Source organism: Clostridium polynesiense (assembly GCF_000820705.1).
In the GTDB taxonomy this organism is placed as follows: Bacteria; Bacillota; Clostridia; order Clostridiales; family Clostridiaceae; genus Clostridium_AA; species Clostridium_AA polynesiense.
Genome location: NZ_CCXI01000120.1, coordinates 34056 through 55367 on the forward strand (window position 1 = coordinate 34056; position 21312 = coordinate 55367).

Annotated in this window: 19 protein-coding genes and 2 riboswitches; of the genes, 5 read left to right on the plus strand and 14 right to left on the minus strand. The window is 33.0% G+C overall.

Annotation, left to right across the window (positions count from 1 at the left end; all coding sequences use genetic code 11):
• Nucleotides 1-3 precede the first annotated feature (3 nt).
• The 7 genes from TA89_RS11670 to TA89_RS11700 form a co-directional block, all read right to left on the minus strand.
• On the minus strand, nucleotides 4-1269 hold the full coding sequence (locus tag TA89_RS11670; protein ID WP_040213545.1) for a hypothetical protein: 1266 nt from the start codon (nucleotides 1267-1269) through the stop codon (nucleotides 4-6).
• On the minus strand, nucleotides 1266-2378 hold the full coding sequence (locus TA89_RS11675; protein WP_040213546.1) for a glycosyltransferase WbsX family protein: 1113 nt from the start codon (nucleotides 2376-2378) through the stop codon (nucleotides 1266-1268). The genes TA89_RS11670 and TA89_RS11675 overlap by 4 nt, the downstream gene beginning before the upstream one ends.
• Nucleotides 2365-3444 (minus strand): glycosyltransferase WbsX family protein, encoded by a 1080-nt coding sequence (locus TA89_RS11680; protein ID WP_040213547.1) that lies wholly within the window; start codon nucleotides 3442-3444, stop codon nucleotides 2365-2367. Before TA89_RS11680 ends, TA89_RS11675 begins: the two co-directional genes overlap by 14 nt.
• A gap of 16 nt (nucleotides 3445-3460) precedes the next feature.
• Entirely contained in the window at nucleotides 3461-4282 is an 822-nt protein-coding gene (locus TA89_RS11685) for a glycosyltransferase (RefSeq protein WP_040213549.1), read from the minus strand.
• Between the two features lie 1327 nt (nucleotides 4283-5609).
• Complete coding sequence (locus tag TA89_RS11690; RefSeq protein ID WP_040213590.1) at nucleotides 5610-6269, minus strand: sugar transferase; 660 nt, start codon at nucleotides 6267-6269, stop codon at nucleotides 5610-5612.
• Between the two features lie 306 nt (nucleotides 6270-6575).
• On the minus strand, nucleotides 6576-7421 hold the full coding sequence (locus TA89_RS11695; RefSeq protein ID WP_040213593.1) for a YihY/virulence factor BrkB family protein: 846 nt from the start codon (nucleotides 7419-7421) through the stop codon (nucleotides 6576-6578).
• Between the two features lie 85 nt (nucleotides 7422-7506).
• Nucleotides 7507-8061 carry a sigma-70 family RNA polymerase sigma factor gene (locus TA89_RS11700; protein WP_040213550.1) on the minus strand — a complete coding sequence of 185 codons (555 nt, stop codon included), beginning with the start codon at nucleotides 8059-8061 and terminating at the stop codon, nucleotides 7507-7509.
• Between the two features lie 188 nt (nucleotides 8062-8249).
• Nucleotides 8250-8357: riboswitch (TPP riboswitch) on the plus strand.
• A 271-nt stretch (nucleotides 8358-8628) separates the two neighbouring features.
• On the opposite strand from TA89_RS11700, the gene thiW reads away from it, so the two are divergent.
• The 5 genes from thiW to thiD all read left to right on the plus strand — a co-directional run bounded on the left by thiW (nucleotide 8629) and on the right by thiD (nucleotide 12823).
• Entirely contained in the window at nucleotides 8629-9147 is a 519-nt protein-coding gene (gene thiW / locus TA89_RS11705; protein ID WP_040213551.1) for an energy coupling factor transporter S component ThiW, read from the plus strand.
• A 37-nt stretch (nucleotides 9148-9184) separates the two neighbouring features.
• A riboswitch (TPP riboswitch) is annotated at nucleotides 9185-9292 on the plus strand.
• 65 nt (nucleotides 9293-9357) lie between these two features.
• Nucleotides 9358-10530 carry a putative hydroxymethylpyrimidine transporter CytX gene (gene cytX / locus TA89_RS11710; RefSeq protein ID WP_040213594.1) on the plus strand — a complete coding sequence of 391 codons (1173 nt, stop codon included), beginning with the start codon at nucleotides 9358-9360 and terminating at the stop codon, nucleotides 10528-10530.
• A gap of 25 nt (nucleotides 10531-10555) precedes the next feature.
• Nucleotides 10556-11377, plus strand: coding sequence for a hydroxyethylthiazole kinase (thiM, locus tag TA89_RS11715; protein ID WP_040213553.1), 822 nt, complete (start codon nucleotides 10556-10558; stop codon nucleotides 11375-11377).
• Entirely contained in the window at nucleotides 11364-12005 is a 642-nt protein-coding gene (thiE, locus tag TA89_RS11720; RefSeq protein WP_040213554.1) for a thiamine phosphate synthase, read from the plus strand. The genes thiM and thiE overlap by 14 nt, the downstream gene beginning before the upstream one ends.
• A 35-nt stretch (nucleotides 12006-12040) precedes the next feature.
• Nucleotides 12041-12823 (plus strand): bifunctional hydroxymethylpyrimidine kinase/phosphomethylpyrimidine kinase, encoded by a 783-nt coding sequence (gene thiD, locus TA89_RS11725; RefSeq protein WP_040213555.1) that lies wholly within the window; start codon nucleotides 12041-12043, stop codon nucleotides 12821-12823.
• 92 nt (nucleotides 12824-12915) lie between these two features.
• Here thiD and TA89_RS11730 read toward each other — a convergent pair whose 3' ends face one another.
• From TA89_RS11730 to TA89_RS11760, 7 genes are all read right to left on the minus strand, one after another.
• Entirely contained in the window at nucleotides 12916-14526 is a 1611-nt protein-coding gene (locus TA89_RS11730; RefSeq protein ID WP_040213557.1) for an alkaline phosphatase, read from the minus strand.
• 661 nt (nucleotides 14527-15187) lie between these two features.
• A complete protein-coding gene (locus TA89_RS11735) occupies nucleotides 15188-15967 on the minus strand; it encodes an acyltransferase (RefSeq protein WP_040213558.1) in 780 nt (259 codons plus the stop codon).
• A 20-nt stretch (nucleotides 15968-15987) separates the two neighbouring features.
• Nucleotides 15988-17259, minus strand: a complete 1272-nt coding sequence (locus TA89_RS11740; RefSeq protein WP_040213560.1) for a glycosyltransferase family 4 protein — start codon at nucleotides 17257-17259, stop codon at nucleotides 15988-15990.
• A 15-nt stretch (nucleotides 17260-17274) separates the two neighbouring features.
• Entirely contained in the window at nucleotides 17275-18741 is a 1467-nt protein-coding gene (locus TA89_RS11745) for an oligosaccharide flippase family protein (protein ID WP_040213562.1), read from the minus strand.
• Between the two features lie 130 nt (nucleotides 18742-18871).
• Nucleotides 18872-19972 carry a DegT/DnrJ/EryC1/StrS family aminotransferase gene (locus TA89_RS11750; protein ID WP_040213564.1) on the minus strand — a complete coding sequence of 367 codons (1101 nt, stop codon included), beginning with the start codon at nucleotides 19970-19972 and terminating at the stop codon, nucleotides 18872-18874.
• Nucleotides 19973-19983: 11 nt separating this feature from the next.
• A complete protein-coding gene (locus tag TA89_RS11755; RefSeq protein ID WP_040213566.1) occupies nucleotides 19984-20391 on the minus strand; it encodes a sugar 3,4-ketoisomerase in 408 nt (135 codons plus the stop codon).
• Nucleotides 20392-20405: 14 nt separating this feature from the next.
• Nucleotides 20406-21290 (minus strand): glycosyltransferase family 2 protein, encoded by an 885-nt coding sequence (locus tag TA89_RS11760; RefSeq protein WP_040213567.1) that lies wholly within the window; start codon nucleotides 21288-21290, stop codon nucleotides 20406-20408.
• Nucleotides 21291-21312 lie beyond the last annotated feature (22 nt).

The following is a 21312-nucleotide window of genomic DNA, read 5'->3' on the forward strand; positions in this document are numbered from 1 at the left end:
TCTTTACTCCATTAACTGTTCTTTATTTCTTACTATTACCACAGAAATAACAATAAGCGTCATGTAAATATTTCCAAGTACATTAGCCACTCCATATAAAAAGACTCCAGACACAAAAGCAGCCAGAGGATATAACATTTTGTTACCCTTATTTCCAATTTGGTATGCAATAAAAGCAAAATAGCAACAAAAACTAACTAAGGTTACTATGCCACCCATCAGTAGAAATTCCAAGTACATATTGTCAATCAATAAATTTGTCCCCGCAGACTGCCAAACATTGTGCCCAAATAATATCTGGAATACATTTCTCTCTTGTATCTTAACTAATACATTTTCCCAGTTTATCAAACGCAACTTAGCACTCAACGTATCAGTTAACACATTTGCAGTTGCATTTGGGGAAACCTCCCCTAAATAACTAAAAATCCATGTATATAATGCCACAGCAAAAATCACAATGGATGAACAAATCAAATTTTTATTTCTTCGTTTTTTAATAATATTACACACATTAACAAAGACTACTACAAACGCAAATAATATGTAGATATTCCTAGTTCCTGTAAACCATATCGCAATAACAAATAAAATAGTTAAAAAAATTTTATTCCACTTTTTAAGTTTCGGAATACTCCACGTTAAACTTATACCAAATACCAATAATACACCTGCATCTAAACCAGATATACATATACCAGGACATCTTACCATTCTAGAATTAGTGTTATAATAGCCTTCTGATATATAAAAAAAGTTATTTCCATTTTCATCAACTCTAAAAGGCCATAAAATACTATTGGAAAAATGCTGTACTAAAATCAAGATAGAATGAATAAAAATAATGAACAACAATACCTTCATAAATCTATTTAATTCTATTTCAGTTTGATTCGAAGCTACTACAACTATAAGGGGTAGAATCCAATAAATCACATAATAAAATCGCCAGTATAAATCCACTTCAGGATTAATTATTAATCCTATTAATCCAATAAATAACAACATTCCAAATAAGCAAATTGCACCTTTAGAAATACTATCAATTCTAATTTTTGCTGCCTTAAACACAAATAGAAGAAACAAAATCATTCCTTCAATTATAGCAAAACTAGAAAGCGTTAGAATTCTTTTCCCGAACAACTGCATTTGCAACTGTGCAATAGGTAAATTAAATAACCATATAAACATGTGAATCCATAAAATACAAGCCAATATTCTGCTATCAAATGAGGAGTATTTTGACTTGAATGTTTTACTATTTCTCATATTCTAATTTGCCTTTTTACCCTTTCTATAGCTTCCAAATATTTATATTTATTTACTACATCTGGTTCAAGATAGGCACTTTCCCCCCATTCATTCCATGCATTAATGAAAAGAAATTCTTTATTAGTAACACAGCTTTTTTGATAAATTTTACTTAAGTACTCCTCAAATAGAGTAACTGATCCCCCCTTAAAAACTATAGATTTTCCCCTATATCTTGGAGTATTATCCCATTCAGTGAAAAAGCCATACAATTCCTCCGGCAGCATTTCTCTATCTAGTATCGCATCATAAGCTCTTTTTATATTAAATTTTTCTTGAATCAGATGTTTTTTTCTAATCTTATTATTCGCTCTTATAAAAACTGTCCTGATTCTTCTCAAACTCGTATAAATACGATTTCCCGAAAATCCATTAGAACGATAATTCATTGGCTCAAAGATAAAAACTCTATTAATCCACGGAGATTTTAATAAATCACTGGATCTAAGATTCGTATTGGATTTTGTGGCAATAAGGAATATGCCATTATATCCTTTTTCTTTAGCCATTTTATTCCACAACCTCATCATATCGTCAAAACAATCAATATGAAAAATATCATATATCGCCAAAACTGGTTTTCCATCAATTTTAATATATCGCTTATCCTGAAAAAATTTACTTAAATAATTGAAATGATTAATCCAATCTTCTTGTTCACCGTACTCCTGTTTTCTTAATAAGCGGCCATCACCATCAAACCACTGTTTTCGAAAATCATGATTTGCCCAGCTAAAAAAATACTCAATTTTAATATCTGTATTCTCCAACAATATTTCTGCAGGCTTTCTCATTTGCAATAACCCATTAGAGTAATAATGATAAATACAAAATCCATCAACAGAATATTTTTTAGCTAAATCAGCTTGCCAACGCAAAGTTTCTACATTATCAAGTCTATAGTAGTTATTATTAAGAGGAACTCTTGGCTGATTATGTCCACAATAATAGGGCTTACTTTGTTTTACTGCATTCCAATCGGTGTACCCCTTTCCCCACCACTCATTATTTTCCTCAGTCTCGTGATATTGAGGGAGGTACATAGCTATGACTTTACTTTTTATCATTTTTATCCTCCAATTCTAAAATCACTCTCTGTAAACCCTCTAAATATTTGAATCCATGTTGCTCGGATGGTTCCAGCACAGGGCCTTCTCCCCATTCATTCCACGCGTTGATAACCATATACTCTTTAGAAGAATTCTTTCTATTATTGTTAGCTAACAAGCGAAAATATTTTTCAAATTTTTCAGGTGATCCACCCTTTAGAACCAATCCTGCTTTACCTTTTCTTGGAGTATTATCCCACTGTGTAAAAGCACTTTGAATGATTTCTCGCCCACCGTATATCCGATTACGCTTAAGCAAACTCTCCCAAATTTTGTCATAACTCAAATATTCAGTGGTTTTTAATCTTTTACAGATAATTCTGTAAAACTTCTTGAACGCACTAATTCCAAAACGATTTGAATACATAGGCTCAAATTCAGTAACGCCCTTGGAGAACTTACTCGCCGCATTAGGATTTACAGTACTAATGAATTCTACTAAATAAATATCATCAAATCCGTACTCTTTCACTCTCTGGTTCCAATACTCCATCATATCATCGAAATATGGAATTCTACTAGCAGAATACACAAATAGCATAGGACTATTATTTCTTTTTATATAACGTTCATCAGTAAAAAAAGTCAAAAAATACTGCAAATGATTTTCCCAATCGTCTTTCCCACCAAAAGTCTGCGGCATAAGTATTTGCCCATCTTTACCATCCCATGTTCTTGCCCATTGCTCATTAGCCCAACACAAACAATAATCGAATTTTACTTCTTTTGAATCACGATATATTTCTACAGGTTTTTCAAGCAATAATTTTCCATTGAACCAATAATGATAATATACGAATCCACCAAGTCCATATTCTTTGGCTAATTCTGCTTGATGAATCACATCTTCTTTTTTTGACAGATCATAGTAATATCCTTGATAAGGAACCATCGGTTGAACATGGCCTTTATACAAAGGTTTTCCTCTCCGCACATTATCCCATTCAGTAAATCCTTCTCCCCACCAAGCATCATTTTCTGGAATTCTATGAAAAGCAGGCAAATTATAAGCTAATATTTTCATTTTCATTCTCCTTAAGTCATCGCAAGAATGTCATATAAAACCATTCTCTTAATTTATTTGGCATCAGACAAACAGCAGCCTGCCCTCCAGCACTAATTATAAAATCCAACACTGACATATATCCTTTTTTTCTCATATAATTTTTAAATTTTACAACTGTTTTTAAATACTCAACACCACCTCTACGCATGTAAAACTCAGGGTTAATACGAATATAATACAGTACTTCCTGGATATTATAGCTTTCATAGCCCCCAAACACCAATCTTGCAAATAAATCATAGTCTTCATATAATTTAACACTACGATAATTTCCTATTTCAAGCACTGCTTCCTTTCGAAACATAACAGTTGGGTGTAACAATGCACATCTCCTTCTCATAAAAGCAGCAATCTCTTTATGAGTTTCTGGCACTTTGTGTATCGCTTTTACATCATTTATAGAACCAACAAATTCTGCTTCAAAACACCCCACAATTTTCAAATTTTTGTTTTTTTGAAAACACTCTAATTCTTTTGCACATCTGTCAATAGTACAAATATCATCAGAATCCATTCTGGCAATAAGACTATTCTTACAATGTTTAATTCCCTCGGCTAAAGCCATCCCTAATCCTACATTTTTAGGCAGGGATATAATATTAAACAGTTCCGGATAATTATTTATATATTCATCAATAACTGTTTCTAGTTCAATCCCTATAGGACCATCTTTAACAATAACAAAATCATTAGTCTGCATAGTTTGGTTTAAAATGCTCTGTATACTGGTTTTTAACCAGTCAGGTTTTTCTTTGTAATAGACCGACATTAATACACTATATTTTTCTTTTTCCATCAGTTTTATTAGTCACCCCCATCAAAACATCATAAAATTAAACTAATTATTAAGCCTAATATTTCTAATTCTTTTCACTCAAATCAATTTTGGTACTATTTTTCAAAGTATAGTTTTCTACATTATCATCTTGCCACTTTCGCCCCACCTGTACCCATTTAACACAGATACTCTTCCATTAATATTGCTTCAAAATACCAATGATTACTATTTGAATTACCTTCCCATATATGCTAATAAAATACTTACTTATTTTGATCTATCCATCCTTGTTATCCCTAATCTCATTATTAAATTGAACCCATTAAATATATTGCCTTCATTCGTTTCCTAATAGTATCTTTATTTTTTAGTCTCTAAATAAGATTTTTATCAATATTATTGACTACTGCTTATTTATTTCTAAATAGTTTTATGCTACTTTCACGAAAAGGGATTTGTATACTTCCTAGTAATGCAATATTAATTTTTTCAGCTTAGTTCATTTTTATCATGAGAGTATTCATGTGATAGCGATAATTCTTAATTACAACATTAATTACTTCACCAGTAATATACAAATAACAACGTTATTCTACATAGTTCGACATTTCCAGTACATAATAAATATTATCATTTCATTAACAATATGTCCATATTTTAAAACTATGTTATTATCCAAAGTAGACATCATCAGTTAACCACTTTTTTGAACTAGAATTTCTTTTATCGTGTTATGGAGTAAAACAATATTAACCAGTGAAAATTAAGATTATAAAGACAATAAATGCTTTTGGTAGCATTTGTTTTATTATCATTACTTTCTAGTTCAGTAATTAAAAATTAGTATGCAGTTACGCTCTAGATTCATTAGTATGTAATCGATACTATAGAAAGGAAGAGAATATTTATTATTGAAATATCACATTTTACTAATCACTGTATAAAAACTCCAAAAAATATAATTTGAACAAACAATGAATACTTTTAAGGCATTATAAAAAATCAGTAAATGATGATTCCAAAAGAATATATAGACAGCTAGCGGTGCTGAATGATGTATTTAAGAAAAAACCAATAGAGAAACATTAAACTTATACAGTCATATATAGAATATTATTCTTCTTAGAGAAAACAGCCAGTATAATATAGAAATATTAAAGTTACAAAAATTAAGGAGCAATTGACAGAACTTATATTTAAGTAAAAAGACAGATATAAAAGCTTATATAAAGCTTTTATATCTGTCTTTTTATAAATATTTTTTATATATTTTTATATGTATTTCAATTTGAGTTTAAACCCTAAATATATGTTTCTATTTCAACTAATAGTAAACAGCATATATTTATCTAGCATGCTTGTCTCCTAAAAGAAGAAACGCTGTTTTAAAGATAAGTTTAATATCTATCCAAGTATTTCTTTCCTGAATATATTTAGCATCTAGTCTCATCCATTCTTCAAACCCTATATCATTTCTACCACTTACCTGCCAATAGCATGTGAGTCCAGGCTTGGCAATAAACTTATTTAGCATCCATGGCTCAAACTCTTCAACTTCCTTTGGAAGATTAGGTCTTGGTCCTACTAGAGACATTTCCCCCTTCAGAACATTAAACAACTGAGGAAGCTCATCAATGCTTGTCTTTCTAATGAACCTTCCAACTTTAGTTACCCTTGGATCTTCCTTCATCTTAAACATAGGTCCTGACATTTCATTTTTATTCTGAAGCTCCTTAAGCTTTTCTTCCGCATTCTCAACCATTGAGCGGAATTTATACATTTTAAATTTCTCTCCGTTTTTCCCCACTCTGATTTGTGAAAATACTATAGGTCCCTTGGAATCTAGCTTAATAGCCACTGCCACAATTAACAGTATAGGACTTAAGAAAACAATGCCTACTAAAGAACCAAGAATATCGATAATTCTTTTTAAAAAATAATAACCTACACCTTTGTTATCCCGAATCCTTTCTTCCTGCAAAACCAAAGGATTCGTATACCCCATTTCCTGCAAACCTCACACCAACTTTCCATTAAACGTAAAATTAACGCAATTAATGCATTTTGTATTCTTAACAAAATGTTAGCATTCCATTAACTGTTTGTCCAATTCTCCAACCCTCATTATAACCATTTATAATCAGCTTAAGCTGTTAATCTCCATTTTTTAAGGAATATTGCAACTGTAATTTTTTTACTATATTTTTAATTAAACCTCAATTATCTCTTTATTCTAACTAAACAAATATAACTATTGTTCTACAACTGCGAAAAAAATCCTATGATTTAATTCTCATAGGATTTTTAAAATCTATATTACACTTTTCTTTTTAACCAGCAACGCATTTATCTCTCCGCCTATAAGTAATATAACCGAACTCAGGTACAGCCATGTAAGAAGTATAATTATAGCTCCTAAGCTTCCGTATAGCCTGGAGTAGTTTGCAAAGTTATTTACATAAAAGGAGAAACCAAGAGAGGTTATTAACCATCCCAAGGAAGCTGTTACTGCTCCGGGAAGAACTTCCATCCAGCCAAGCTTTTTTGAGGGTGCAAAGTGGTACAATGCCGCAAAGGTTAAAGTGATAAAAAATATTATCAATGCAAATCTCAAAAACTGCCATAATAAAAGCATAAAATCGTCAAAGGGCAGGTACTGCATCAATATCTTTTTAAAGACATCACCTAAAACAAAGAAAAATAAAGCTGCTAAAATGGCTAGTGCAAAAGCTATGGTAGAAAAGATTGAAATTATTACAAGTTTAAAATATCCTCTTCTTTCGTCCTGATCATAAGCTTTATTTAAACCTCTGATAACTGCAGCTATACCTCTTGAAGCACTCCATATTGCAAAAAGGAGCGATGCAGGAAGAAGACCGCTTCCTTTTCCTTCTAACACCTCAACTACGGTGCTTTTTACTAAATCATAGGCGCTTGTGGGAAGTATGCTGTTTAAATAAGCAAGTACAGAATCACTGCTTAAAGTGCTTCTTCCTACTAAAGTCATTAAAAATATCAAAAAAGGAAAGAATGCTACTATGAGGCTGTATGCCAGTTGAGAAGCAAGCATGAATACATCATCATCTTTAATCTTTTTAATTAAGAATATAATAAATCTAAAGAAACTCCATTTTTCTTTAGGATATTCCCTTTCCATAAATATCATTCCCTTCAAGGCTCTTTGGTAATTGTATTATGTACTAAACCACCTAACCTCCGTTAAATGGTTCAGGCTATTACTATTATACTATATACTTTCTTATTTTATTAATTAAAGAATTTTTAAAATTGTAAACCTTTCGGTAACTGATGTCTTTTTTCTCTGCATATTCCGTAAGACCTCCATGTTTTTTCCCAAAAGCATAGTATAAAAGTTCTTTTTCTTCTTCTGTTAATTTTTCAAGAGCCTTTCTAAGCTTTAGTTTTAGATCTTTTTCAATGACGTATTCTTCTAAATTAAAATCCATGGATATGTGAGCTTCTAATTCAAAACCATCCTCCTGAACTTCATTAAGGCTTTTTACATAGTTTTCTCTGCATTTTCCTCTGATTAAGTACCTGAAATTGTTTACTACAGCGGTTTTAACATAGGCAGAAAAATTTGTATTTCTTTCAGGATTGTATTTTTCTATTGCCTCTAAAACGCTCTTTACCCCTGTTTGCCTAAGATCCTCGTCACCGTAGCCTATGATGAAAACCTTAGAGCTTGCCTTGTAAATTAAAGGCATATACCTGTTTAGTATTTCTTCTTTGGCAGATTTGTCACCTTTCTTAGCCCTCTTTATAATCTCTTGCATACTTAACCCCCCTTGAAGTCTTTCCTATTAATCCCATTATAACCGAACATATGTTCTATGTAAATAAAAATATTATATGAGATTTAATAATTAAGTATGCAGAAATGTATATATTTTTTATATTTTCTCTTATTTATTCAATATGAGAACCGGTACATTGACATATAAAAAACAGGGTGGTATAATAAAACAAATTTCAGGGGAGCTTGTAAAGCAGGCTGAGAGGAAGTTATCTAACTTCGACCCTTAAACCTGATGCGGATAATGCCGCCGTAGGAAGTCATAGTTTGATTTTTCCCGGAGACACCAAATCAGGTGTCTCCTGTTTTTTTTACTCATTTTGAAAGGATGTGAAAGCAGTAAGCAGGGTTAGTCCCTGCCGGGCAGAGGGGGAGCGCCCTGTGCCTTGTATAACAGCGATGGGAAGCCGTGTTCCGGCGTGAGAGGAGACCACTAAGTCTCGACCGAACTTTCCGGGCAGATAACTATGCTTTATCTATGCCCATTTTGGGAAAGCGACGCTGTTGTTGCCGTTTTCTCTATACTATTTCAAAGGAGTTTTATACAATGAAAAAAAATAATATTAAAAAACTAGCCATGGCAGGCATACTATGTGCTATAGCCGTTGTAGGAAGCTTATTTTCTTTTCCGGTGTTTGGAAGTAAATGTGCACCTGTTCAGCACATGGTAAATATTATTTGTGCGGTACTTCTCGGTCCCGCTTACGGCGTGGGGGTTGCATTTGCTGCAAGTTTGATAAGAAATCTAATGGGACTTGGAAGCTTGATGGCTTTTCCCGGAAGCATGTTCGGTGCTTTTCTTTGCGGGCTTGCTTATTGGAAAACAAAAAGCCTGTCACTGACTCTACTGGCAGAAGTCTTTGGAACTGCTATTTTAGGCGGGCTTTCTGCTTATCCCGTTGCAATCCTCTTTATGGGAAAAAGTGCCGGTGATATTGCTTTTTATGCTTATATCATTCCCTTTCTTATTTCTACCGTTGGCGGTTCGATTTTGTCCGGTGTACTGATTTACTCATTACAAAAAGCAGGAGCATTAAAAATGATACATAGCAGCTCAGAGCAGTAAGAAAAGATAACTGTTCTGATTTCTGTGTAAATAAATAATTTATATACAGGGGAGCTTGTAAAAGCAGGCTGAGAGGAAGCTGTAAGGTTTCGACCCTTTACCTGATACGGATAATGCCGTCGTAGGGAGCATATTACGTTTCCTTGATTAGGAGAGTTACCCAAACAGGTGACTCCCCTCTTTTATTTTCCCCTGAGAAAGAAGGACAGTATGGAAAACAAAAAAACATCAGTATTCTCAAATGGACTGATTTGGTTCGGTGCAGCAGTATCTATCGCGGAAATCCTCACCGGAACTTTGCTTGCACCTCTTGGCTTTGCTAAGGGTATTGCAGCAATTCTTATAGGTCATTTAATCGGCTGTATACTTCTGTACCTTTCAGGTCTTATAGGAGGTAAAACTGAAAAAAGCGCAATGGAAACTGTTAAAATGTCATTTGGTGAAAAAGGTTCTCTGCTTTTTTCCTCTCTAAATGTTTTACAGCTGGTAGGCTGGACTGCAGTTATGATTGTCAGCGGAGCAGCAGCAGCAAATGCTGTTATAAGTATTGGAGGAGGTTGGGTTTGGAGCCTTATTATCGGCGCTTTAATCATAGTATGGGTGATTATCGGAATTAAAAATCTAGATAAGCTTAATATTATAGCTATGTGTGCATTGTTTATACTTACAATTGTTTTGAGCACAGTGATCTTCAGAGGAAATTCAGCTGTGAGTGTTTCTGAAACCTTAAGCTTTGGCGCTGCAGTGGAACTATCCGTAGCTATGCCCCTTTCATGGCTTCCATTAATTTCAGATTACACAAGAGCTGCAAAGAAACCCAATGCAGCCTCAGCAGTAAGCTCAATTGTATATTTCATTGTAAGCTCATGGATGTATGTCATAGGTCTTGGTGCCGCTCTTTTTGCAGGAGAAAGCGACATAGTAACTATTATGATTAAAGCAGGAATGGGCATAATTGCACTTATTATTATTATATTTTCTACCGTTACAACAACCTTCCTTGATGTTTATTCAGCGGGAGTCAGCAGTGTCAGCGTTTCATCAAAATTAAAGGAAAAGCCTGCAGCTATTGTGGTTTGTATTTTAGGTACTATACTTGCTATATTTACTCCTATTACACAGTTTGAAGATTTCCTTTACCTCATCGGCTCAGTGTTTGCCCCAATGATCGCTATTCAAATCGTGGACTTTTTCATTATTAAAAAGGATGTATCAAAGGAAAAAGCGGATATTAAAAATCTTGTAATATGGCTAATAGGATTTATAACATATCGTATATTTTTACATATTGACACACCTCTTGGAAATACATTTCCTGTTATGATAATTACCGCAGTGCTATGCTATGGCTTTCACAGGATAAAAGGTATTAATCAAAAATAGTGCGTTTATTGAAAGGATTGTAATTATGTTAAAGGATATTCTTGAAAATGTAAGAGAAAAATGTCCAATTATTCACAGCATCACAAACTATGTTACGGCAAGGGACTGTGCAAATATCCTCCTTGCTTGCGGAGCATCACCTATTATGGCAGATGACAGGGATGAGGTTGAAGAAATCACCTCTATTTGCTCCGGTCTTAATATCAACATCGGAACACTTAATCAAAGGACTATTCCCTCAATGATTGCCGCAGGGAAAAAATCCAATGAACTTGGACATCCTGTTCTCCTGGACCCTGTGGGAGCAGGTGCCTCCACTCTGCGTACAGAAGCAGCCTTAGAGCTGATGGATAAAATTAAATTTACGGTAATAAGAGGTAATATTTCAGAAATTAAAGCTTTAGCTTCAGGATACAGAACTACAAAAGGTGTTGATGCAGATGCTGCAGACAGGGTTACTGAAGAAAATCTTGATAGTATCACAGCTTTTGCTAAAGGATTTTCCAGGAAAACCGGTGCAGTTATTGCAATTACCGGTGCTATTGACATCGTTGCAGACAAGGATAAAGCTTACTGCATTAGAAACGGCCATCCAATGATGAGCAGCATTACCGGAACGGGATGTCAGCTTTCTGCACTGACCACCGCTTTTATTGCGGCAAATAAAGACAATGTCCTTGAAGCTGCCGCTGCGGCTCTGTGTGCTATGGGAATCTGCGGTGAAAAGGCCTATGCTCGTATGACAGAGCTTGACGGAAATTCCTCTTATGGTAATTACATCATTGATGCAGTTTACAATCTTACTCCTAAGGATCTGGAAGGAGGTTCCAAATATGAAGTGCGATAAAAAATCAATGATGCTTTATGCAGTTACCGACGGCGCCTGGGTGGGAAAGCAAAGCTTGTATGAACAGGTGGAATCTGCTCTAAAGGGTGGTGTCACCTGTGTTCAGCTTCGGGAAAAAGAGCTGGATGAAGCTGAATTCCTTGCGGAAGCTATAAAAATTCGTGAGCTTTGTAATAATTATCATGTACCCTTTATAATCAATGACAATGTAGATATAGCCATAAAATCCGGTGCCGACGGAATCCATGTAGGCCAGAAGGATATGACAGCTTCTGATGTTCGTCAGCGTATCGGAGACCATATGATTCTGGGTGTATCAGCCCACAGCGTAGAAGAAGCGGTGGAGGCAGTAAAAAACGGTGCAGATTATCTTGGAGCAGGGGCTGTATTTTCTACTTCTACAAAGCATGATGTGGTAGGACTCTCTCAGGAAACCCTTCAGGAAATATGCAGTTCCGTTAAAGTTCCTGTGGTGGCAATCGGCGGTATAAATAAAAATAATATAGTCAAGCTTTCAGGAACCGGTGTAGACGGTGTTGCTTTGGTATCCGCCATATTTTCTGCTGATGATATTGAAGAGGAATGCCGTGAACTGCTTTCTCTTTCAAAAAATATGGTAAATGAATAAATATAATAAGCAACAGCAAAGGAGATGTTATTTCAATGAAAAAGGTTTTAACCATTGCCGGCTCCGACTGCAGTGGAGGAGCAGGTATACAGGCAGATATAAAGACAATTACCGCTCATAAAATGTATGCAATGAGCGCTATCACTGCTCTTACCGCTCAAAACACAACAGGTGTTTACGGAATTATGGAGGCTTCACCGGAATTTGTGGCAAATCAGCTTGATTGCATTTTTACCGACATCATTCCAGACAGCGTTAAAATAGGTATGGTCTCTAGCAGTGCCATTATCAAAGTGATTGTTAAAAAGCTAAAACAGTATAATGCTAAAAATATTGTAGTTGACCCAGTTATGGTTTCCACCAGCGGTTCAAAGCTTCTTTCTGATGAAGCCCGCAACGCCCTAATCAATGAATTAATGCCCCTGGGAAGGGTTATTACTCCGAATATTCCTGAAACAGAGGTGCTTTGCGGATTTCCAGTAAAGAACGAAGAAGACATGATTGCAGCAGCAAAAAAAATATCCGAAATTATCAAAGGATCTATTCTTGTAAAGGGAGGACATCTAGTAAATGATGCCATAGATCTTTTGTATGAAGAAGGTAATATTCACTGGTTTAAATCAAAGCGCATCAATAACCCTAATACTCACGGTACAGGCTGTACCCTTTCATCAGCAATAGCTTGTAATTTAGCAGCAGGATATTCCCTTGAAGAAAGCATTAAAAATGCCAAAGAGTATCTTACCGGAGCTTTAGGTGCCATGCTGGATTTAGGAAAAGCTTCCGGCCCTCTTGATCATACCTACAATATCAAGTAAGAAGAAGCTTTTATCTATATGAAATGCTCTGTGTTCCTTGGGATTACTTCCCTTAAGAACACAGAGCATTTATCATAGCCCTTAATTATATTTTACTTTATAAGCTTTACAGCCTGCATGGGTACATAGGTATCTTCTACGCTGTATCCTTTAGAAGTCTTATTTGTCACTATTACTCCTTCAAGCTTAATTTCTTTTCCGTCAATCCTGGCTACATTGCTGTACCCAAAAAGCTCAAGAGTCTTTTTGCCCTTTTTAACCTTCAAAATAGGATTGTCCTTATCTGAAGTATCCATAGTTATCTCTGCATCTTCAAAGGCTTCTTTAGCATTTACAAAAAGTCTTTCCGAGGTCTTGTCAAGATCAAGGCCTAAAACCCTTGCCATATATCTTCCCACCTCAGTATTATCAACTACGCCGCCAAGCTTTTCAGAACCAATAGGAGCGTAATTATATAAACCTACATCTCCTCCGTTATGCCCTCCGTAAGCCCAGCTGATATTTGCTCTGTTGCTTATAACCTTATTAATCTTTTCATTCTTCGCCATAGCTATTTCCTCAGCAGTAGGGTCATTTATGCCGTAGAAATCTTTAAATATCTCTCTAACCTTATTATCATCTGCACCCTTTAAAAGAGTATTTGCATATTCTAAGGATATCTTTGCGCTCTTAAGCCTATCTATACTGTCTTTAAAGGTTACACTGGAATACTTAGGATTTATCCCTCCTATAATAGGACCGCCTGTTCCATGGTCAGCAGAGGAAACCACCACTGTGTTTCCATCCTTTTTTGCAAAATCGAGAGCTACTTTAACAGCTGCATCAAAGGCTGCTATATCTCCAGCCATTCCTGCAGGGTCATTATCATGAGCTGCCCAGTCAATTTTACTTCCTTCTATCATTAGGAAAAACCCATCCTTATCCTTAGATAATATTTCTATAGCCTTTTTCGACATTTCTGCAAGGGTTGGTTCTTCGGATTTAGCAGCTATACGATCTATATCATATTGTAAGTCCTTATCTGCAAAAGCTCCCCAGAGTTTTGAAGAATTGGATTCCTTCATCCCTTCTTTTGTAGTTACATATTCATAACCTAAACCTTTTATAGTTTCAATTAAGTCTTTTCCGTCTGCTCTCTTTCCGCCTGCTTCAGGAGTAAAAAATCTATTTCCTCCTCCTAAAACTACATCTAAAGAATTATATATCTGCTGCTTCATAAGAGAATTGTAGTTGCCTCTGTCAGGATCATGGGCGGTAAAATCCGCAGGAGTAGCATGCATAACCTCAGAAGTTGCAACTATACCGGTGGATTTCCCTGATAATCTTGCCGCTTCAATTAAGGTGGCTTTAGGCTTACCGCCTTCTATTACCCCCACATGCTTATCATCGGTTTTATGGCCTATGGCATAAGCGGTTCCTCCGGGAGCGGAATCCGTTATAGGACCGTTTCTCCAGTGAGTTCTAGTAAGCCCCACAGCAATTTCATCCATTGCAAAGGGTTTTCCGCCATTATACCACCTGGCTATGGTAATAGCCTCAATGCTTGTCCCATCCGGTATAAGCATTATTACATTTTTTACTCTGCCATTCTTAGCTTGTACATCAATATTAGAATTAAAGGTCATTAAACCGGCTATCATGAGAACTGCACAAATAAGTGCTATTAGTGATAACCTCTTTCTTGATTTTTCAAGCTTAACCATACAATTACCTCCTATTTTTAAAATACAGCGATGGTTTTAACAGTTTACCAATTCACCGTTTTATTATATCCATATTTTACTATATTTTTAAGATAATTGTAATGGTTGAATTTAAATTTATATTAAAGTTCATGTTTTGTTTATAAACCTTTAAACTTTGTCCTTGTCCAAGTTCTATTCTGCTATTTATACCTTCACTCTAAAATTTCAACTGGTGATTTTCTTCTATATAAACTTAAAGCCACTTTCTCTTACAGTAAATAAACCACCTTTCGGTGGTTTATATAACTGTTTAACTTTTACCCGGTAGTTGCAAAGCACTAGAGCAAGGAATCTAATAAATCAAGGTTCTTATAATTCTGATGTTTTGGAATCTCTTTCAGTGTATACTTAAAATAATTATTGCATAATATGCAGGAACAGGGATGTCAGCACTTAAAAAACATGTAGGCGATAACAAATCTTTTATCTATCCTAAAAACAGGAAATTATATATGGATAATTATCTTCTATATGAAAGGCGTTCCATTTCTAAAAGTGCCAGTGGAAAACTCCATATCCTATCCACTATTAAAACAAATAAATAGATATTTTTGGATACATTTAAAGGAGAGTCAGCTAATACTACAGTGTAGTTAATTATTAAACTAATACTGTTTAGCTATGATTTCTTTATCCACTCTTCGAAGCCTGCTTTTTCCCATGGCATTCCTCTATGAAAATTATACATCCAAGGGTAAGCAGGTTTACCAGTAAACTTATTCTTTATTTTATCTGCTAAGCATTTTTCCTTAGCAGGATTACCAACTACAGCCATGCCTTCTGTCACATTTTTAGTAACAACTGAACCTGCTCCTACTAAGGAGTTTTCACCAATTATCACTCCGGGGAGTATTATGCTTCCTGCTGCAATTGATGCAAATCTTTTAATTCGTACAGGAGATATTTTATTAGAAGGAGGAGTTGGATCGTTTGTTATAACTACGTGAGGAAACAACCACACGAAGTCTTCTATAATTGTTTCTTCACCTACAAAAACACCACTATGTATAGATACATAATTACCTATTACACTTTGATGCTGTATATCAGAGTTAGTTCCAATCCTTACATTTTTTCCTATCCTACTACCTTCTCGTATAGTAATTCTATGTCCTGATTGGAAATTATCTTCTATAATAACATCGCCATATATAATAGCCCCGCTTCTTATAACTGAGTTTTTACCGATTATACATATGTGCTCTTTATTATTACCTTTAAAAAAATCTCCTAAATATTCACCTATGATACTATTTGCTCCTATAAAGCTCCCTTTTTTTATTATTACATTATCCCTTATTATACTTCCGCTATCTATGTAAACATCATCTTCAATAGTTACATTATTTCCTATATATACATTTTTCTTAATTATGGCTTTTAAACTGATATTTCTCATATTCTTCACCTATCCATATTTTATATGTTAGTTTTTTTACCATCAATTAGTTTACTTCCCACCTCATTCCATCTTCTTAAGGTTTCATTTTCTGTATAAGATGAGGTCATTGACAACTCGTACGCATTCATAGAATATAATTCATAATCCTCTACTATTTCAGATACGTATCTTGTTAAATCATTTATAATATATTTATATAAAGTATTACTTTTATATTTATCTATATAATTAGCAGTATTTACACTCCCGAAAAAATCTAAAGGATAATTAGGCTTCATATCTTCATCCCAATATTTTATTGGATTTTCTATCAAAAATCCATTTTCCCCATGTTGTATATATTCAGGAATTGCATATGTATCTGTTGCAATTACAGGTAATCCTGACTTTAATGCTTCCATTATTACAATTGCAGTAGAGTCCATAAATGTCGGATGCAGCAAGATATGGCTACTTTTATAAAGATTATGGAGTTCGTTATTATCAAGATTATTATTAAAAATATGTATTGACGGATCTTCATTAATATAATCAAGATACTTATTGGGAATAGTATTTGGGTTAGTTACCATTGTAAGTGTAACATCATATTTTCTCTTTAACTCTAAATATGATTCTATAATCTCACATCCTCCTTTTAAAGAGAACATGCTAGAAATATACAGAAGATTTATTGACTTATTTTTTAAGTCTTCGGCTCTCTCTTTTATAAACATCTTATCTATAAGAATATTATCTTTAACAAAAGGATATATAACACTTTGAAATTTAAATTCATATGGAACAATATCATTAAAATATTTATAAAATCCTTCCTTGCTTCTCTCGGAGTAAAATATGAATCCTTTAAAATTTTCGTCATTCACACATTTTTTTATTTCATTAATCATTATATTTCTATATTTTAAATTTTCATATTTTTCATAATCATAAGCGAATATAGAGTGAGAATTCTCTATATATACCATATAAGGAATCTTGCATTTATCGCTATCTTTAAGAAAGAGCTGGCTAAGTACAGCTCCATCATAATTTTTTATTTCGTTTATTTTATACTTGTGCACATAATTATTTTTAAATAACTGATACCGAAACTTATATGTCCCCAACTTCCGCATAAACTTATATTTCTTAAGCTTTTGTTTTAGCGTAACCTTTTCTGTAATAGTATCTTGATCATGGCGTATATCAGCCTTTGGACCGAAATCGAAGTGTTCGAATTGACTATTAACAATATCATTGTCCCATTTTCTTCTTGGATATGTATAATATATTTTTTTCTTTTCCATCAAACTACTCCTAGATCAATTTAATTTTTTATTTATTTTATTCTTGACAAATTCTATAGCCATAGTAACTTCACTCTTGTCAATATTTATTTTTATCCATAAAATCAAAATACCAACAGAAATTAGTATTTCTGTACCCTTACTAATAAAGTATGAGGAAGCAAGAGTTAAAGCTAGTGCAATAACTGATGTTATTATGAGCTTAAGGTTCTTTTTTATTAATTCAAAATCTATTGTTTTCTTCATGTAAAAATAATATGTAATTGAAAGAAGAAGCTGAGAAACAAAGTAACCTATGCCTATACTGAATAGCCCTACTTTATTAATAAAGAAAGCAGTAAATAGGATCATTACCCCATCATATATAATCTCAGCAATAATTTGCATTTTTAATTTCGGTATAGTATAAAGGGGCATACCTAAGCACCATGCTATTGTTTTAAAGAAATCAGCTATCAAGAAGATTGGCACTATAATAGAAGCCGCTACAAATTCTGCAGAGTATAATACTCTAATAAGTATCCATCTTGTATTAAGCACCAATATCAGAACTGGTACAATTAACTTTAATACAAGATTAAGGGTGTCATTCATTTCCTTTGACATTTCATCCTTCGTACCCTTTGAACATAATGTGGGCATATAGTATATCGTAAGTGCTGATAAGATCAGCATCATGTATTGATTAGTCATTGCCCATACAGATTGAAATATTCCGTTTGCTTCTATACCTAAATTATTTATTATTATTGTTCTTATAAAAAGCATAGAATAGTTTGTTAATACCGACGTAAATATTACAACAATTCCATATCTAATTAATGGTTTCATAACACTAATTTGAATATCTTTGATGTTTATATGTGTTATTGTTCCATTTGATTTAAAACACTTGCTTCCGTAAAAAAAGTATACAATACAAGTGATAAATGCAGTTACAGGAATAGAGTATACAGCACCTTTAGTTTTAAAGAATAAAGTCAAAAGCGTACTCACTATTAAACTTACTATACTAGAAATTACATTTGCTTTCCCTAATTCTTTAATACCACTAAATCCATTTATAACTGATATATTTATTAAATTTAGGGTTAAAAACGGAATAGCAATGCTAGAAATTATTATATAGCTATAATAGCTGGTATCCTTAAGAATTCTCTCAGCTATATTTTTTGACATAAAAGCTATAATTAAAACGGCTATAATGGATAATACAGTAGTAACAGCATAAGATGTTGCCTCAACTTTTTTAATATATTCTTTATTATCCTTATCCTTGCTTATTTCCTTTATTATTCCATTGTTTATTCCTAGATTTGTAAATGATGTTATTGTTGCTATAAAATTATTTAAATATGATGTTATACTTATACCAAAAGGTCCGAGAATAACAGCAATTAGCTTAGTTCTTAATACGTTAATAAGTACCTGGATTACTGAAGCAAATCCCATAGTTAAAAAAGCCTTAATTCTTTTCCCCATACTATCTCCTTTGATTAATCACTTAATTCTAATAATTCTTTCTCAATCAGTTTATAATAATTTATTATAAATAACAAAAAATCCTACCAACATTTGATAGAATTTTTGTTGGAATTTATAAATATTTTGTCTATTTACCCCATAGATTTAAAACATCAATAATATATTGAATTTCCTCATCTTTCATTCCAGGCCACATTGGAATGCTTAGAACCTCATCTGATAGTTTTTCAGATATAGGAAAACTGCCTCTTTTAAAGCCTAGTTCTTTATATGCAGGCTGCAAGTGAATAGCTATAGGATAATGGATTAAGGTTTCAATACCTTTTTCTTTAAGATAATTTTGAAGTTCATTTCGTTTCGTACTTCTAATTGCAAATATATGCCATACAGGATTTACATTCTCAGGAACATAAGGAAGTATTATATGTTCATTCTTAATTTCTTCTAAGTATCTTTTAGCTACACGTTTTCTTTCATCATTCCATAATTCTAAGTATTTAAGCTTAATTGATAAAAATGCTGCTTGTATTTCGTCCAGTCTAGAATTATTTCCTTTAAATATGTGACTGTACTTTTTATCTGAACCATAATTTCCAAATTGTCTTATTTTTAAAGCAAGTTCTGAATCCTTTGTTACTACAGCTCCTCCATCACCTAATGCTCCTAGATTTTTACCTGGATAAAAACTGAACCCCGCAGCATCACTAAGATTGCCAACTCTTTTATCTTTATATACGGCACCATGAGCCTGTGCAGCATCTTCGATAACTTTTAAATTATATTTCTTAGCTATTTTATTTATTAAATCCATGTCTGCAGGTTGTCCATACAAATGTACAGCAATAATTGCTTTTGTTTTATTAGTTATTGCACTTTCAATTAGTTCTGGATTAATATTATATGTATTTATATCAGGTTCTACAAAAATAGGGGTAGCTCCTGTATAACTTACAGCTAATGCTGTTGCGATATAAGTATTAGAAGGAATTATAACCTCATCTCCATTACCTATTTGAAAAGATTTTAAAATTATGTATAATGCATCTAATCCGTTTCCACAGCCAATACAATTATCAGCACTACAAAAAGAAGAAAATTCTTTTTCAAAATTTTTAACTTCTTCCCCTAAAATAAACCATGATTTATTATATACTTCAGTAAATTTTGATACAATTTCTTCTTTTATCGGTTCATGCATATACTGAAAATTCAAAAATGGTATTTTCATATAATAGCCTCCTAAAATCTTTTTCCCGCTTCTGCTAAATAGAAATCATAGTTTCTTATATAATCCTCTTCATCATAATAATCAGATGCTAAAACTAGAAGCACTGCACCTTCTGTAAAGTCAAACATTTCTCTCCAAATCATGGGACCTATATAAAGTCCTACAGATGAATCATTAAGATCATATATTTCTTCTTCATTAGGAGTTTTTACTCTTATCTTCACACTACCATTTAAGCATACGAGAACCTGATGAAGTTTTCTATGAGAATGATATCCTCGAGTTATATCCTTATCTACTTTGGTTATATAATAAACTCTTTTAATCTTAAAAGGGATATCATAACCGCTTTCTATAGGGCTTAAATGACCATATTTATCTACATATTCTTTAAATTTTAACAGGGATACATTAAACATACTGCTTATCCTCTCTATACATCGTTTATTTTTAATTTATTTTTTATTTTCTCTATATCTAAGTAAATTAATTGACTTTTTACTATTTCTAGCTTTTGTATTAGCTTATTAGTTTTACGTCCTTTATTTCTAATATATAATTGAGATAAAGCTTGCCGTTTAATTTTAAAAGGTACATGGTATGTATTAAAAAAACATCTTAATATTTGTTTTTCTTCATTAAACATTTTTGATTTATTTGAAGTTGTATTTTCTCCATGTAACCTATAATAGCAAAATGGTTTGTCTATAAAATCTATTTTATATTTTTTAGCTACCTTTACATAATACGGCCAATCTTCTATGAAAAACTTATTATCGTAAAGTCCTATTTCCTCTATTACTTCTCTTCTCATAACAATGGTGGGTGTACTGATAAAATAATTTACTATTAGATTATAGAATTGAGAATCTTCTTCATATTTTTTCTTTAATTCTTTAGTAATAACAGCTTCATTAGTTTTAATATCATTTCTTATAATAAGAGAATTACCACAGCTTATGAATGAATTATTCTTCTCCATAAATTCAATTTGCGTTAGCAACCTGCCTTCTATCATCATATCATCAGAAGCTATTATTGAAATATATTTTCCTTTACTTAAGTGGTAGCCTTTGTTTATGGTAGCTACTACCCCTTCATTAGCCTTGTCTATAAATATGAACTCATTAAAATGCTGTTGATTTAAATCTTTAAATTCACATATCAATTTGGCAGTATTATCTTTTGAACCATCATTAAGCACTATTAACTGAATATTTTTATATTTTTGCAATAATATACTATTTAAACAATCAAGAATATAATTCTCATGATTATAAGCCGGAATTATTATGCTGATTAATGGTAAATCATTCACCTTATCACCTTCTTACCTTTAA

Excerpts from the sequence above, each read along its gene's own strand:
- TA89_RS11670 (WP_040213545.1), bottom strand. The coding sequence starts at position 1,269 with ATGAGAAATAGTAAAACATTCAAGTCAAAATACTCCTCATTTGATAGC.
- TA89_RS11675 (WP_040213546.1), bottom strand. The coding sequence starts at position 2,378 with ATGATAAAAAGTAAAGTCATAGCTATGTACCTCCCTCAATATCACGAG.
- TA89_RS11680 (WP_040213547.1), bottom strand. The coding sequence starts at position 3,444 with ATGAAAATATTAGCTTATAATTTGCCTGCTTTTCATAGAATTCCAGAA.
- TA89_RS11685 (WP_040213549.1), bottom strand. The coding sequence starts at position 4,282 with ATGGAAAAAGAAAAATATAGTGTATTAATGTCGGTCTATTACAAAGAA.
- TA89_RS11690 (WP_040213590.1), bottom strand. The coding sequence starts at position 6,269 with ATGGGGTATACGAATCCTTTGGTTTTGCAGGAAGAAAGGATTCGGGAT.
- TA89_RS11695 (WP_040213593.1), bottom strand. The coding sequence starts at position 7,421 with ATGGAAAGGGAATATCCTAAAGAAAAATGGAGTTTCTTTAGATTTATT.
- TA89_RS11700 (WP_040213550.1), bottom strand. The coding sequence starts at position 8,061 with ATGCAAGAGATTATAAAGAGGGCTAAGAAAGGTGACAAATCTGCCAAA.
- thiW (WP_040213551.1), top strand. The coding sequence starts at position 8,629 with ATGAAAAAAAATAATATTAAAAAACTAGCCATGGCAGGCATACTATGT.
- cytX (WP_040213594.1), top strand. The coding sequence starts at position 9,358 with ATGGAAAACAAAAAAACATCAGTATTCTCAAATGGACTGATTTGGTTC.
- thiM (WP_040213553.1), top strand. The coding sequence starts at position 10,556 with ATGTTAAAGGATATTCTTGAAAATGTAAGAGAAAAATGTCCAATTATT.
- thiE (WP_040213554.1), top strand. The coding sequence starts at position 11,364 with ATGAAGTGCGATAAAAAATCAATGATGCTTTATGCAGTTACCGACGGC.
- thiD (WP_040213555.1), top strand. The coding sequence starts at position 12,041 with ATGAAAAAGGTTTTAACCATTGCCGGCTCCGACTGCAGTGGAGGAGCA.
- TA89_RS11730 (WP_040213557.1), bottom strand. The coding sequence starts at position 14,526 with ATGGTTAAGCTTGAAAAATCAAGAAAGAGGTTATCACTAATAGCACTT.
- TA89_RS11735 (WP_040213558.1), bottom strand. The coding sequence starts at position 15,967 with ATGAGAAATATCAGTTTAAAAGCCATAATTAAGAAAAATGTATATATA.
- TA89_RS11740 (WP_040213560.1), bottom strand. The coding sequence starts at position 17,259 with ATGGAAAAGAAAAAAATATATTATACATATCCAAGAAGAAAATGGGAC.
- TA89_RS11745 (WP_040213562.1), bottom strand. The coding sequence starts at position 18,741 with ATGGGGAAAAGAATTAAGGCTTTTTTAACTATGGGATTTGCTTCAGTA.
- TA89_RS11750 (WP_040213564.1), bottom strand. The coding sequence starts at position 19,972 with ATGAAAATACCATTTTTGAATTTTCAGTATATGCATGAACCGATAAAA.
- TA89_RS11755 (WP_040213566.1), bottom strand. The coding sequence starts at position 20,391 with ATGTTTAATGTATCCCTGTTAAAATTTAAAGAATATGTAGATAAATAT.